The organism is Peptostreptococcus russellii (assembly GCF_003012055.1).
GTDB lineage: Bacteria > Bacillota > Clostridia > Peptostreptococcales > Peptostreptococcaceae > Peptostreptococcus > Peptostreptococcus russellii.
This window is the reverse complement of record NZ_JYGE01000004.1, coordinates 34524-47944: the sequence shown is the minus strand read 5'-3', so window position 1 is coordinate 47944 and position 13421 is coordinate 34524. Positions and strand designations below refer to the sequence as shown.

Sequence of the window (13421 nt, the reverse complement as noted above, 5' to 3'; positions counted from 1 at the left end):
AATCAAGTAAAAAATTGCATTAATGCGGATTTTTTTGTATAATATAAAGTACAGGATTTAATAGTGGAAAATTCGTTCTAAAAGGATTAAGGATAATCTCTTTTAGATATTAAATTTTATATATGAATTAGGAGGTAGTTTATGAGCTCAGTAATCAGCAATAATTTAGGACAGATAGAAATAAACAAGCATGTACTTGCTCAGTTAACTTATAAAGCAGCTACTGAAAGCTACGGTTTAGTTGGGTTCTCATCTAAGTCAAAGGGTATTGTAGAACTTTTAAAGGGAGAAAATGCAACTAAGGGTGTAAATATTGTAGAATTGAATGATAAAGAAGTAGATATAGAAATCTTTGTTATACTACAGTACGGTACTAATATAACTACTGTAGCAAACAATATTATTGAAAGAATTAAATACACAGTTGAAACTTATTCTGGTATAAAGGTTAACCAAGTTATTGTAAGTGTTCAAGGAATAAGAGTCAAATAATCAGGAGGAGAAGGAATGAAACAAACTATAGACGGTAAAATATTTAGAGAGATGTTTATATCTGGTGCTAATCATCTTCAAAACAACAAGGATTTGATAGACAGATTAAATGTATTCCCTGTTCCTGATGGAGACACAGGAACTAATATGTCTCTTACAATAGCATCTGCAATTAGAGAGCTTGATAAGCTAGAGAAGGATAATATTGAAGAGATAGGTAAGGCTCTGTCAAAGGGCTCTTTGATGGGGGCTAGAGGAAACTCAGGTGTTATACTGTCCCAGATAATAAGAGGTATTGCACAATCAGTAGAAGGAAAAAAAGAATTGGATGTAATTGCTTTTTCGAAAGCATTAAAGGCAGGATCAGATACAGCTTATAAGGCCGTTATAAAGCCAATTGAAGGTACTGTTTTGACAGTTGTAAGAGAATCAGGTGATTTTGCAGTTAAAAATGCAAAGAAGCACAAGGATATAATAGAATTTTTCGAGTTAGTAGTTAAGGAATCAAATGCATCTTTAGAAAGAACTCCTGACTTATTAGTAAACTTAAGAGATGCTGGAGTTGTAGACTCTGGTGGTAAGGGATTAGTATGCCTGTATGAAGGTATGCTTGAGGCTATCAAGGGACAGCCAATTAAATTAGAAGGACACAAGGAAGAAAAAGCAAAAGTAAAAGAAGTTCAAAGAGTTGGGACTGCAAGCGAAAGTGCTAGATGTGTAGATATAGAGTTTGGATACTGTACAGAATTTATATTGGAGTCAGATAAAATCGACTCAGATACTATGAGAGACTTAATGCTTAAGTATGGAGATAGCTTAGTAGTTGTAGGATATGATGGAGTAGTAAAGGTTCACGTACATACAAACAACCCAGGAGATGCACTTCAAGAAGCACTTAAATATGGTCAGTTATTGACTATCAAAATAGAAAATATGAGACTTCAGCACGAAAATCAGATAATACCTGATGATGAGCAGGAAGAAATTGAGAAAAAAGAAAAGAAAACTGATACTGAATTAGTAAATAAAAGTGAAGGTTTCGTACTAAATGAAGATAAGAAGAAATATGGATTTATCACAACTACTATGGGAAGAGGTCTAGCAGAAATATTTGAAGAACTAGGAGTAGATATAGTAATAGAAGGTGGACAGACAATGAATCCATCTACAGAAGATTTTATGAATGCAATAGATATGATTAATGCAGAGAATATATTTATCCTTCCAAACAATGGAAATGTAATTATGGCTGCAAATCAAGCAAAAGAAATTTCTGAAAAGAATATATATGTAGTTCCTACAAAAAATATTCCTCAGGGGATAGGATGTTTGATAGGATTTGATCCAGATTCAGAAGCAGATCAAAATATGGATAATTTTACAGAAACTTTAGAAAATATAAAGTCAGGTGAAATTACATACGCTGTAAGAGATACTATTATGGATGGAATAGAAGTCAAAGAAGGAGATGTAATAGGCATCACAGGAAAGAAGCTTATATCATCTGGTAAGAGTGTAGAAGACGTTACTAAAAATGTTATAGCTGATATGATAGATGACGACTCAGATATAGTAACTTTATACTATGGTGAGAGCGTGGAAGAAGATAGTGCAAGAGAATTTGCAGAGTTAATTCAGGAAAAATTTGAAGATGTTGATGTAGAATTATATTATGGTGGACAGCCTCTATACTACTACTTAGTATCTGTTGAATAGATTATAGATAAAGATTGTTTTATAGGGCACTTAGTTGCCTGTTATTATTGATGTGGATAATTAATATTTAATAATTGATATAAAGGGGAGAAGGTGAAATTTAATCTTCTCCTTTTCTGATAAATTTATAAATGTGGGTGAAAAAAATGTACAGTGTATTGAATGAAAATATACAATATATTAAAGGGGTAGGTCCTAAAAAAGCTGATAAAATGGCAAAGCTTGGTATTTATACAATAAATGATGCTTTGTATTATTTTCCTAGGCAGTTTGAAGATAGAAGCAGGGAGAAAAAAATTTTTCAACTTGAAGATTCAGAAAAAATAACTGTAAAAGTAAAAATAAATAGGATTTCAAGTGTCAGGCTTAAAAAAATTGAAATAACTGAGTTTTTTGTGAGCGATGAAACTGCTGCAGCAAAATTAGTATTTTTTAATAAGTCATATCTAAGAAATACATTTAGAGTAGGGGATATAGTCAAGGTATTTGGAACTGTAAAGCTAGATAATCTTGGGAATGTAGAAATGCATAATTGTGAAATTGAATATGATAAGCTTGATAAAAATATAGGTATTATAGTTCCTGTATATCCACTTAGCTATGGAGTTAGCAATAAAGATATAATGGGAGTGATAAGAAATATATTTGAGACATCAGACATCAAAGTTAAAGAGTATATTCCGAAGTATCTTCTTGATAAGTATGGTATGTGTGATGTAAATTTTGCAATCAAGAGTATGCATTTTCCTCTTACAAGAGATAGTATAAAAATAGCAATGTTTAGATTGATATTTGAAGAATTTTTATTTATGCAGCTAGGCTTATTTTCAATAAAAGGTGGAAGTAGCGTATCTGAGGGTATAGTTTTTAAAAAAAATGATGAATTAGAAAAAATAGAAAAATCTCTACCATTTAGTTTAACTAAGGCACAAAAAAGAGCATATAATGATATTTTAGAAGATATGGGCTCAAATAAAGTGATGAATAGATTAGTTCAAGGAGATGTAGGAAGTGGTAAGACAGTAGTAGCACAATTAGCGCTTGCCAACTGTGCACTCAATGGATATCAAGGTGCCTATATGGCTCCTACAGAGATATTGGCTAAGCAACACTTTGAAAGTTTTAGTGATTTCTTTAAAAATACGGATATAAAGGTTGAAGTCTTAACTGGAAGTAGCAGTAAAAAAGAGTCAAATAGAATACTAGAAGAATTAAAAGATGGACAAATAGATATTATAATAGGAACACACGCACTCCTAGAAGATAAGATAGAGTTTGAGAAGTTAGGTCTTGTTATAACTGATGAACAACATAGGTTTGGAGTTAGACAAAGATCAAAACTATCTTCTAAATCTAGTAATCCAGATGTAATGGTAATGACAGCGACTCCAATTCCAAGAACATTGGCATTGATACTTTATGGAGACCTTGATATATCTATTATAGATGAATTGCCACCAGGAAGAAAAGCAGTAGAGACTATAGCTATTGAAAAAAATAAGAGAGAAAGGTTTTATCTTTCAAATCTAAGAAGTGAGATAGAAAAGGGAAGACAGGCATATGTGGTTTGTCCATTGGTAGAAGAAAGTGAACAGTTAGATCTTAAGTCTGCAACTGAGGTATATGAAGAACTACAGCATTATTTTTTCAAGGATTTAAGAGTTGGCCTTCTACATGGTAGGATGAAAAGCAAGGAAAAAGATAAAGTAATGGAGGATTTTAAGAGTCATAAATTGGACATACTAGTTGCAACTACTGTGATAGAAGTAGGTGTAAATGTTCCCAATGCAACTTATATGATAATTGAAAATGCAGAAAGGTTTGGTCTATCACAGTTACATCAGTTAAGAGGACGTGTGGGAAGAGGTAGTGACAAATCCTATTGTACCTTGATTTATGATTCAAAGTCAGATGTCTGTAAAAAAAGAATGAATATTATGGAAGAAAGTAATGATGGATTTAAGATATCAGAAAAAGATTTAGAGATAAGAGGGCCAGGAGATTTCTTTGGAACTAGACAGCACGGACTTCCTGAGCTAAGAGTGGCAAATTTGTTCAAACATATGAAGATATTAAGGATGGCTCAAAAGGAGGCAAGAGATATATACTCTAAGGATCCATCACTAAAAGCTTTAGATAATCAAGGTATAAGGCAAAAGGTAGAGCATATGTTTAGAAATATAGGCGGAAATATTTCTCTTTAGTTTATTTATTTTTTATAGGAAATACTTAAAAAAATAGAAGTTATATGAGAACTTAACTCTAGTTAAAATACCTATTGTATGATAAAATATAAATAGTAATGTAAAAAAAGGGGGTCGACAATGAGAGTAATATCTGGCAGTGCAAGAGGACTTAAATTAAACGCACCAATAAATGACGATATAAGACCCACTACTGATAGGGTCAAGGAGTCAATGTTTAATATTATATCTATGCATGTTTATGATAGCGTTGTATTAGACCTTTTCTCAGGTAGTGGTGCCTTGGGAATAGAGAGTCTATCAAGAGGTGCTAAAGAAGCATATTTTTGTGACAAAAGCAGTGAAAGTATAAAAGTTTTAAAAAGTAATATAGATAAGACAAAGTTTAGTGATAGGAGTTTTATAATAAAAGACGATTATAAATCAGCTATTAAAAAACTTTCATCTCAGAAAAAGAAGTTCGATATTATATTTGTAGATCCACCATACTATGAATCCTTATTTGAAGATGTTTTAAGTATGATAGAGGAATATAAATTGTTGTCTGAAGATGGAATTATCATTGTAGAGCATGATAGTAAGATTAAAATAAATAATGTAGGGAATCTATCTAATTATAGAGAGAAAAAGTATGGAATTACAACATTGTCATTTTATGCTTTGGAGGGAGAAGATGAATAATAAACCTATAAAAGCAATCTTTGCAGGAACATTTGATCCTATTACAAATGGGCATGTAGATATAATAGAGAGAGCTTCGAAGTTATTTGGAGAGTTACAGATTGGTATTTTAATAAATCCAAATAAGAAAACTCTTTTTACTATTGAAGAGAGATTGAATTTAATTAAAAAGTCTACTGAACATATAGATAATGTCGAGGTTATTTTTTTTGAAGGACTGTTGATAGATTATTGTAAAAAAAATGATATAAAAGTATTAGTTAGGGGTGTAAGATCCTCTGCAGATGTTTCTTATGAGTTACAAATGGCCCATATGAACAAAGAGTTGGAGGAAAGTATAGAAACTGTAATTTTACCAACTAATACAAAATATTCTTTTATAAGTTCTTCACTGATTAAGGAAGTTCTTAACTTTGATGCAAATATAGACAATTTAGTTCCAAAATGTGTTTTAGAGGAGTTAAAAAAGAAAAGAAGTACCCTTTAATAGGAGTTATTAAGCTATACTAGTATAGTGAAAATATAGTTTATATCTTAGGTATTTGTACTATGTAAGATTATAAAGTTTATTTTATGGCTTATGAAAGTTATTTTTGATGGAGGTCATTATGAGCGAAGATATTAAAATTATGGAAATATTAAGTGATATGGAAAATATATTAAATGAAGCTAGTGGTTTTCCACTATCTAAGAAGGTAGGCGTAGACAGAGATGATATGCTTGACCTTATTGATGAATTAAAAGAAGCTCTTCCATATGAGCTAGACACTGCTATTAAGATTATAAAAGAACAAGATACAATCCTTGAGTCAGCTAGAAATGATGCAAACTTTATATTAGAGGATGCAAAGAGAGAGAGAGAACAACAGATAAAGGCTTGTAACGATGAAATTATAATAAAAAATAAGCAAGTTGATTCTGAAATAGAAAATATGATGAGAGAAGCTACAATAAGAGCTCAGGAATTGGTTGGAGATAGTAAAATTACCAAAGATGCAAAGGCAAAAGCTGAAAAGTTGATAAGAGAGGCTCAAGAATATTCTAGAAGTATTAGAGAAGGTGCTAGAGGTTATTCTATAGATCAATTAGAGAGTGTCGAAGCAACTCTTGCTGCTATGTTGGCAGAAGTTAGAAACAATAAGACACAGCTTTAAATAGAGGCCGATATGAAAATAGGAGGAATTATTGCCGAATACAATCCCTTTCATAATGGTCATAAGTACCAAATAGATAAATATAAAGAAGATGAAGGCATTTCTCATATCGTGGTAGCCATGAGTGGAAACTTTGTTCAAAGAGGTGGACCTGCTATAGTTGATAAATTCTCTAGAGCAGAAATGGCTATAAGAAATGGAGCCGATTTAGTAATAGAAATTCCAGCATACTTTTCTACCCAAACGGCTGAATTGTATGCAAGAGGAGCAATATTGAGTCTGGATTCACTAAAGTGTCTGGACTCAATATGCTTTGGTTCAGAAGAGGGATCTACTAAAAGATTAAAAGAAGTAGCAAAGATACTATCTGGTGTTAAAGGGAATTATGAAAAGGATTTATCAATATTTTTAGCTGAGAAACTTGCATTTCCTATAGCTAGAGAAAAAGCAATTAAAAAAAACTTAGCTTTGGAGATTGCTGATAAAAACGATTTCTTAAAGTTGTCAAATAATATATTAGGGATAGAATATCTTAAGGAGCTAATAAGATTAGATTCATCTATGGAGGCAGTGACTATAAAAAGAGTTGCTGTTGATCACAGAAGCACTGTGGCAAAAGGGGATTTTAGCTCAGCTAGCTCTATTAGAAGTTCTATTATTTATTATAAAGACTACTTAGAATTAATAAATAAGAAGAAATCTTTAACAAAATATTTAAGTATAGATGAAGATATTAATGATAATTACAATCATATAATTACTGATATGATTGATAGTGTAGAAAAGTATCTTCCAGTATTTTCTTGCAATAAAATAATAGATAATATAAAAAAAAATTTGATTCCTGTTGATGGTGCAGATTTCTATGGGGAAATCTGTTATAGTATACTGAGGGAAGAAAATTGTTTAGATAAATATTTTGAAGTGCAAAATGGCTTGGAGTACTCTATAAGAAAACAAGCAATTTTGTCTTCGGGATTTGAGGAACTAATCTCAAATCTTACTAGTAAAAATTATAGCTCTTCTAAAATAAGAAGGAGTATTTTTAATATTTTATTAGGAATAAAGAAAGAAGATATGGATGAGATTAAAGAAATAAAATCAATTCCATATATAAGAGTGCTTGCATTCAATAAAAAGGGTACAGAAATTTTAAAAGAGATTAAAAATAAATCCAATTCTATTTTGATTAATTCTCCAGCAAAAACTAGGAAAATTAAGGAATATAGCGAAAATCCTATTTTTAAAAAAATGTTTGATTTTGATATACTTTCTTCTAATATCTATTATCAAAACTATTATAAAAATAATAGGGAGCTTTTATCAAAAGGTGAGCCTGACTTTATTGCTCAGTGTTCATTTTTGTAAATAATAAATTAATATTTTTAATAAAAATCAATCTTTAATTTATGTGTAAGTTATAGGAAAATTAATAAAAGTTATATTGAAATTATTTGAGTTATTTTGGTTTATTATTCATTAACTATTAAGAAATAGTCGTGTATTTTTATTCCATAATAAACTCACTTTTTTATTGTCATAATAGCTTTTTATATCACATATACATATAAATGTATAATATTATTGATATTTTAAAAACTAGATAGATTATTTCTATTAAAAATATGTACATTTATATTAAAAAGTGTTATATTATCATTGGATTATTAATAATAAATTTATGGAGGTAAACGATATAATGAAGGTTTTAGTATTAAACTGTGGAAGTTCATCATTAAAGTATCAGTTAATAGATATGAATAATGAAGAAGTGCTATGCAAGGGATTAGTGGAAAGAATTGGAATCGAAGGTTCTATTCTTAAGCATGAAAAGCCAGGTCTAGAAGGAAAGCACATAGTAGAAGAGGCTATGAATGATCATAAGGATGCTATAAAGCATGTACTAAATGCAGTAGCAGACGCAAAGGTCGGAGCTGTAAAGGATATGAAGGAAATAGACGCTGTTGGTCATAGAATTGTACACGGTGGAGAAAAGTTCGCTTCTTCAGCAGTATTAACTGATGAAGTTATAAAGGCTATAGAAGATTGTTCAGCTTTAGCTCCTCTTCACAACCCAGCAAACTTAATGGGTGTAGAAGCTTGTCAAACAATACTACCAGGTGTAGTACAGGTTGGAGTATTTGATACTGCATTCCACCAGACTATGCCAGAAAAAACATTTTTATACGGTCTTCCACACGAATTATATACAAAGTATGGAATAAGAAGATATGGTTTCCACGGAACAAGCCATATGTATGTAACTCAGAGAGCTGCAGAAATGCTAGGAAAGGCTCCAGAAGATTTAAAGATAATTACTTGCCACTTAGGTAACGGAGCTTCTATAGCTGCTGTAGACCATGGTAAGTGTTTAGATACAAGTATGGGACTTACTCCACTTGAAGGTCTAATAATGGGAACAAGATGTGGTGATATAGATCCAGCTATAATACCTTTCATAATGAATAAGGAAGGTTTAGATGCAGATGGTGTTGATAAGCTAATGAACAAGCAGTCAGGTGTTTATGGAATGACTGGTATATCTTCTGACTTTAGAGATATAGAAGATGCAGCTAAGGAAGGTAACAAGCTTGCTATAAATGCTTTAGACGCGTATGTTCAGAGAGTTAAAAAGTACATAGGTGCTTATGCAGCTGAAATGAATGGTGTAGATGCAATAGTATTTACAGCAGGATTAGGTGAAAATGGTATAGGTATGAGAGCTGATATCTGTAAGGATATGGAATACCTAGGAGTAAGCCTAGATGCTGAAAAGAATGATGTAAGAGGAAAAGATAGAGTAATATCTACTGATGATTCTAAGGTTAAGGTATTATTAATACCAACTAATGAAGAATTAATGATAGCAAGAGATACACTAAGACTTGCAAAATAATAAAATTTCAAATAATATATTTAAGCAAAAAATAGGGTAAATATTAATATTTAATCACTAATTAAGTGAATAAAATAAAAAATATACAAAATATACAAAATATATAAGTATAAGGCAAAAATGCTTGACAAATAAATTTTGAATATGTATAATAGACAAGTAATGTTTTAGAGGTGATAATAGTATGAAGCTAAATATTGATTCTCTATATGGGAAGGAAATTAAAAGTATAGACTTCGATTTAAGCGAAGATGTATCAAGCATTGAATTTTCAGGAGTAGAGTATAATTTAATATCACCAATTCATCTAGCTGGAGAAGTTTCAAAAGCAGGGCGCAATTGTTTATTGGAAGCTGAAGTAGAATTTGCTTTTAAAACCAGTTGTGGTAGATGTCTTGCGGATATTGAAGTTCCAGTGAAATATAATATTGATGCTTATCTAATGAAAGAAGATTACGACGAGAGTGAATTTGAAGATATTGATGTGTTTAAAATAGATTCATCAGATGTTGATTTGATGAGTATTATTAATTCCACATTGAGCTTTAATATGCCTCAACGTCTTCTTTGTAGCGAATATTGTAAAGGAATATGTTCGGGCTGTGGGGTAGATTTAAATACTGAAAACTGTAAGTGTGAAGACTCCATAGATGTCGATGATGTTGATCCTAGATTTGCTAAACTAAAAGAATTGTTAAAATAGAGTAAGGAGGTGTCTTCATGGCAGTACCAAAGCGTAGAACATCTAAATCTAAAAAGAATATGAGAAGAGCAGCTAACTCAAAGATGGTTCCAACTGGTTTCGTAGAGTGCTCTCAGTGCCACGAACCAAAGTTACCACATAGAGTATGTCAGACTTGTGGAAGCTACAATGGAAAAGAAGTTGTTTCTGTTGACTAATTAGATTTTAGAAAAATGTAAATTTGTTAATAATGTGAATGAGATTATTGTCTCATTCACATTTTTTATGCTTTTTTGTGATATAATAATATTAGGAATGTATGCTTATTTAAATAGTCTTTTAAATTATATTTCTATCATAAAGTGTTTATTAAATGTAATTGTTAATAAAGTTATCTAAATATAAATGTTATTTTTAGAAATATAAAGCGGACTATTATATAGATATAAGAGTATATATCTTATGGAGGATTTATATGAAGATTGTAATAGATGGAATGGGCGGAGATAACGCTCCACAAGCTACTGTCGAAGGTGCTTGCATGGCCGTAAATGAATACGGTGTAGAGATAATTATCACTGGTGATGAAGAAATAATCAACAGTGAACTAAAGAAACATAACTATGATAAAAACAAAATATCAGTAGTTCATACAACAGAAATCATAGAAAATGAAGAAAAACCAGTTCAGGCGATAAGAAAGAAAAAGGATAGCTCTATGGTAGTGGCACTAAATATGGTTAAAGATAAAAAGGCTGATTTAGTGATTTCTGCAGGAAGCACCGGAGCTCTTTTGAGTGGTGGGGTTTTTATAATAAAGAGAATAAAGGGAATATCTAGACCTTGCATATGTGCAACTCTACCTACAATTAATGGGGGTGCTACTATGCTAGCTGATACTGGTGCAAATGTAGATTGTGACACTCAAAATTTGATGGATTTTGCTTTTATGACAGATATATATGCAAAAAAAGTTTTGAATGAAAAAAATCCAAGGGTTGCACTTGCAAATATAGGCTCTGAAGAAGGCAAGGGAAATGATCTTGTAAAGAAAAGTTATGAATTATTAAAAGAAGAAAATGGCATTAATTTTATTGGAAACATGGAAACAAGAGATATCTTAAATGGCGTGTGTGATATAGTAATCTGTGATGGTTTTGTTGGAAATATAGTTTTAAAGACTATGGAGGGTTCAGTATTATCACTATTTAAAAAATTAAAAGAAGTAATGATGTCATCTACAAAGTCAAAGTTAGGAGCACTTCTTATGAAGAGTGAGCTTAAAGAAATAAAAGATTTACTTGATTACACATCATATGGTGGAGCTCCATTCTTGGGGGTAGACGGTGGTGTGATTAAAGCACATGGAAGTTCTAATGCAAAGTCATTTAAAAATGCTATAAATCAAGGAATTAAATTCCATGAAGGCAAGGTAGTTGAGGAAATAAAGAAATACGTAGAAGAAAAGGCAAAATAGTTTTTTTGGAGGTATTATATTATGAAAGAAAAATACTCATATCAGGAGCTTAAATCTAAGATGAAGTATTTAAAACTTTTAGCAAATCAGTATCCTACAATATCAAAGGCTAGTACTGAAATAATTAATTTGGAAGCAATACTAAATCTTCCAAAGGGAACTGAACATTTTCTATCCGATTTACATGGAGAGTATGAGGCTTTTATCCATGTATTAAAAAATGGTTCAGGTGCAGTTAGAAGAAAAATTGAAGAACTTTTTACAGATACTATGAGGGAGTCAGAGAAAAAAACACTGGCTACTTTGGTATATTATCCTCATAGCAAGCTAGATTTAATTAAAAAAACAGATCAAAATATAGAGGATTTCTATAGAATTAGTATATATAGATTAGTAGAGCTTTGTAAGTATTGCTCAAGTAAGTATACTAGATCTAAAGTCAGAAAGCTTTTACCAGAAGAATATGGTTATGTAATAGAAGAATTACTTCATGAACACAGAAAGAGTGAGCATAAAGAAGAATATTATAGATCCATAGTAGAGTCTATTATAGAACTTGGTCAATCAGAGGATTTTATAGTAGCAATATGTACTACTATACAAAGATTGGTGGTTGATAGGTTGCATATAGTAGGTGATATCTATGATAGAGGACCTAGACCAGACATTATAGTAGATAGATTGATGGATCACCATTGTGTTGATATACAGTGGGGAAATCATGACATACTTTGGATGGGGGCAGCTGCAGGTGAAAAGACTTGTATAGCTAATGCTCTTAGAATATCATCTAGATACGCAAATCTTGATGTGATAGAGGATGTATATGGAATAAATTTATTACCACTAGCAACATTTTCGATGTCTACATATAAGGATGATCCATGCAAGGAGTTTATGCCAAAGACAGAAAATGCTGAGTTTAACACTCAAGAAGTCCCGCTTGTAGCAAAAATGCATAAAGCTATAAGTATAATACAGTTTAAGCTAGAAGGAGATATAATTAGCAGAAGACCTGAGTATGAAATGGAGCATAGGTTACTTCTAGACAAAATTGACTATGATAAGGGAACTATAAAACTAGATGGCAAGGAATATACTTTGAAGGACAACAATTTCCCTACGATAGATCCAGAGTCGCCATATACACTTACAGAAGAAGAAAGTGATATTGTGGACAAGTTAGTAAGATCTTTTAGAATGAGTGACAAATTACAAAAACACGTAAATTTCTTGTTTATAAAGGGAAGTATATATCTAAAGTACAATGGAAACCTTTTGATACATGGTGGAGTTCCTCTAAACGAAGATGGAAGCTTTATGGAAATGAAATTAAAGGGGACAAAGTATAAAGGAAAAGCACTCTTAGATAGGATGGAGAAGCTTGTAAGAGAAGGCTATTATGAAAGCAATGAAGAAAAAAGATTATATGGTCTAGATTTATTCTGGTATCTTTGGACAGGAAAGTGCTCATCTTTATTTGGCAAAGATGAAATGACAACTTTTGAAAGATATTTTATAGAAGAAAAAGAAACTCATGAAGAAAATAAAAATCCATACTATATTTTGAGAGAAAATATGGATGTTTTAAAAGATATTTTTGAAGAATTTGATATGGATTTTGAGGAAGACCATATTATAAATGGTCATGTACCAGTGAAGTTTAAAAGAGGAGAAAGCCCAGTAAAGGCAAATGGAAAAGTATTTGTGATAGATGGAGGCTTCTCAAAGGCATACCAGTGCAAGACAGGTATGGCAGGATATACTCTTATATATAACTCTAGAACTCTGCAATTAGTAGCTCATGAACCATTTACATCTAAAGAAGATGCTGTTGAAAATGAAAGAGATATTATATCTTCAACTGTTTTGGTGGAGCATAAGTCTAAGAGAAGAATGATTGCCAATACAAATGATGGTCAACAACTATCTGAAAAAGTAGAGGATTTAAAGACTCTATTGGCAGCATACAGAAGTGGATTAATAAAAGAAAAATAAGGACTAGTACTTATTAGAATATAGTATTAAATTTATATTAAAGTATTAAATTTATATTAAAGTATATAATTTTAAGATAAACTTCTACTTTATTATGCTAAATATAGAAAAAATTTATTAT

12 protein-coding genes are annotated in these 13421 nt (G+C 31.1%); all 12 read left to right on the top strand.

The features are described 5' to 3' along the window. Positions 1-141 precede the first annotated feature (141 nt). On the top strand, positions 142-492 hold the full coding sequence (locus UF10_RS05340) for an Asp23/Gls24 family envelope stress response protein (protein ID WP_106776801.1): 351 nt from the start codon (positions 142-144) through the stop codon (positions 490-492). A 15-nt stretch (positions 493-507) separates the two neighbouring features. Beyond that, positions 508-2208 carry a DAK2 domain-containing protein gene (locus UF10_RS05335; RefSeq protein ID WP_106776800.1) on the top strand — a complete coding sequence of 567 codons (1701 nt, stop codon included), beginning with the start codon at positions 508-510 and terminating at the stop codon, positions 2206-2208. Between the two features lie 146 nt (positions 2209-2354). Then, positions 2355-4412, top strand: a complete 2058-nt coding sequence (recG, locus tag UF10_RS05330) for an ATP-dependent DNA helicase RecG (protein ID WP_106776799.1) — start codon at positions 2355-2357, stop codon at positions 4410-4412. 120 nt (positions 4413-4532) lie between these two features. Next, positions 4533-5093 (top strand): 16S rRNA (guanine(966)-N(2))-methyltransferase RsmD, encoded by a 561-nt coding sequence (gene rsmD / locus UF10_RS05325; protein ID WP_106776798.1) that lies wholly within the window; start codon positions 4533-4535, stop codon positions 5091-5093. Further along, complete coding sequence (gene coaD / locus UF10_RS05320) at positions 5086-5580, top strand: pantetheine-phosphate adenylyltransferase (protein WP_106776797.1); 495 nt, start codon at positions 5086-5088, stop codon at positions 5578-5580. The genes rsmD and coaD overlap by 8 nt, the downstream gene beginning before the upstream one ends. 121 nt (positions 5581-5701) lie before the next feature. Continuing rightward, positions 5702-6247, top strand: coding sequence for a permease (locus UF10_RS05315; protein ID WP_106776796.1), 546 nt, complete (start codon positions 5702-5704; stop codon positions 6245-6247). A gap of 12 nt (positions 6248-6259) precedes the next feature. Then, the gene (locus UF10_RS05310) at positions 6260-7615 is read left to right on the top strand and encodes a tRNA(Met) cytidine acetate ligase (RefSeq protein ID WP_106776795.1); all 1356 of its coding nucleotides are present in this window, start codon (positions 6260-6262) and stop codon (positions 7613-7615) included. A gap of 331 nt (positions 7616-7946) precedes the next feature. Then, positions 7947-9143: an acetate/propionate family kinase gene (locus UF10_RS05305; protein ID WP_106776794.1), complete on the top strand. Its 1197-nt coding sequence runs from the start codon at positions 7947-7949 to the stop codon at positions 9141-9143. 184 nt (positions 9144-9327) lie between these two features. Then, on the top strand, positions 9328-9846 hold the full coding sequence (locus UF10_RS05300; RefSeq protein WP_106776793.1) for a YceD family protein: 519 nt from the start codon (positions 9328-9330) through the stop codon (positions 9844-9846). 17 nt (positions 9847-9863) lie between these two features. Further along, positions 9864-10043 carry a 50S ribosomal protein L32 gene (gene rpmF / locus UF10_RS05295; protein WP_106776792.1) on the top strand — a complete coding sequence of 60 codons (180 nt, stop codon included), beginning with the start codon at positions 9864-9866 and terminating at the stop codon, positions 10041-10043. Between the two features lie 257 nt (positions 10044-10300). After that, positions 10301-11302, top strand: a complete 1002-nt coding sequence (plsX, locus tag UF10_RS05290; RefSeq protein WP_106776791.1) for a phosphate acyltransferase PlsX — start codon at positions 10301-10303, stop codon at positions 11300-11302. 21 nt (positions 11303-11323) lie between these two features. Further along, positions 11324-13300 carry a fructose-1,6-bisphosphatase gene (locus UF10_RS05285; protein WP_106776790.1) on the top strand — a complete coding sequence of 659 codons (1977 nt, stop codon included), beginning with the start codon at positions 11324-11326 and terminating at the stop codon, positions 13298-13300. The last annotated feature ends 121 nt before the right edge of the window (positions 13301-13421 follow it).

Excerpts from the sequence above, each read along its gene's own strand:
- UF10_RS05340 (WP_106776801.1), top strand. The coding sequence starts at position 142 with ATGAGCTCAGTAATCAGCAATAATTTAGGACAGATAGAAATAAACAAG.
- UF10_RS05335 (WP_106776800.1), top strand. The coding sequence starts at position 508 with ATGAAACAAACTATAGACGGTAAAATATTTAGAGAGATGTTTATATCT.
- recG (WP_106776799.1), top strand. The coding sequence starts at position 2,355 with ATGTACAGTGTATTGAATGAAAATATACAATATATTAAAGGGGTAGGT.
- rsmD (WP_106776798.1), top strand. The coding sequence starts at position 4,533 with ATGAGAGTAATATCTGGCAGTGCAAGAGGACTTAAATTAAACGCACCA.
- coaD (WP_106776797.1), top strand. The coding sequence starts at position 5,086 with ATGAATAATAAACCTATAAAAGCAATCTTTGCAGGAACATTTGATCCT.
- UF10_RS05315 (WP_106776796.1), top strand. The coding sequence starts at position 5,702 with ATGAGCGAAGATATTAAAATTATGGAAATATTAAGTGATATGGAAAAT.
- UF10_RS05310 (WP_106776795.1), top strand. The coding sequence starts at position 6,260 with ATGAAAATAGGAGGAATTATTGCCGAATACAATCCCTTTCATAATGGT.
- UF10_RS05305 (WP_106776794.1), top strand. The coding sequence starts at position 7,947 with ATGAAGGTTTTAGTATTAAACTGTGGAAGTTCATCATTAAAGTATCAG.
- UF10_RS05300 (WP_106776793.1), top strand. The coding sequence starts at position 9,328 with ATGAAGCTAAATATTGATTCTCTATATGGGAAGGAAATTAAAAGTATA.
- rpmF (WP_106776792.1), top strand. The coding sequence starts at position 9,864 with ATGGCAGTACCAAAGCGTAGAACATCTAAATCTAAAAAGAATATGAGA.
- plsX (WP_106776791.1), top strand. The coding sequence starts at position 10,301 with ATGAAGATTGTAATAGATGGAATGGGCGGAGATAACGCTCCACAAGCT.
- UF10_RS05285 (WP_106776790.1), top strand. The coding sequence starts at position 11,324 with ATGAAAGAAAAATACTCATATCAGGAGCTTAAATCTAAGATGAAGTAT.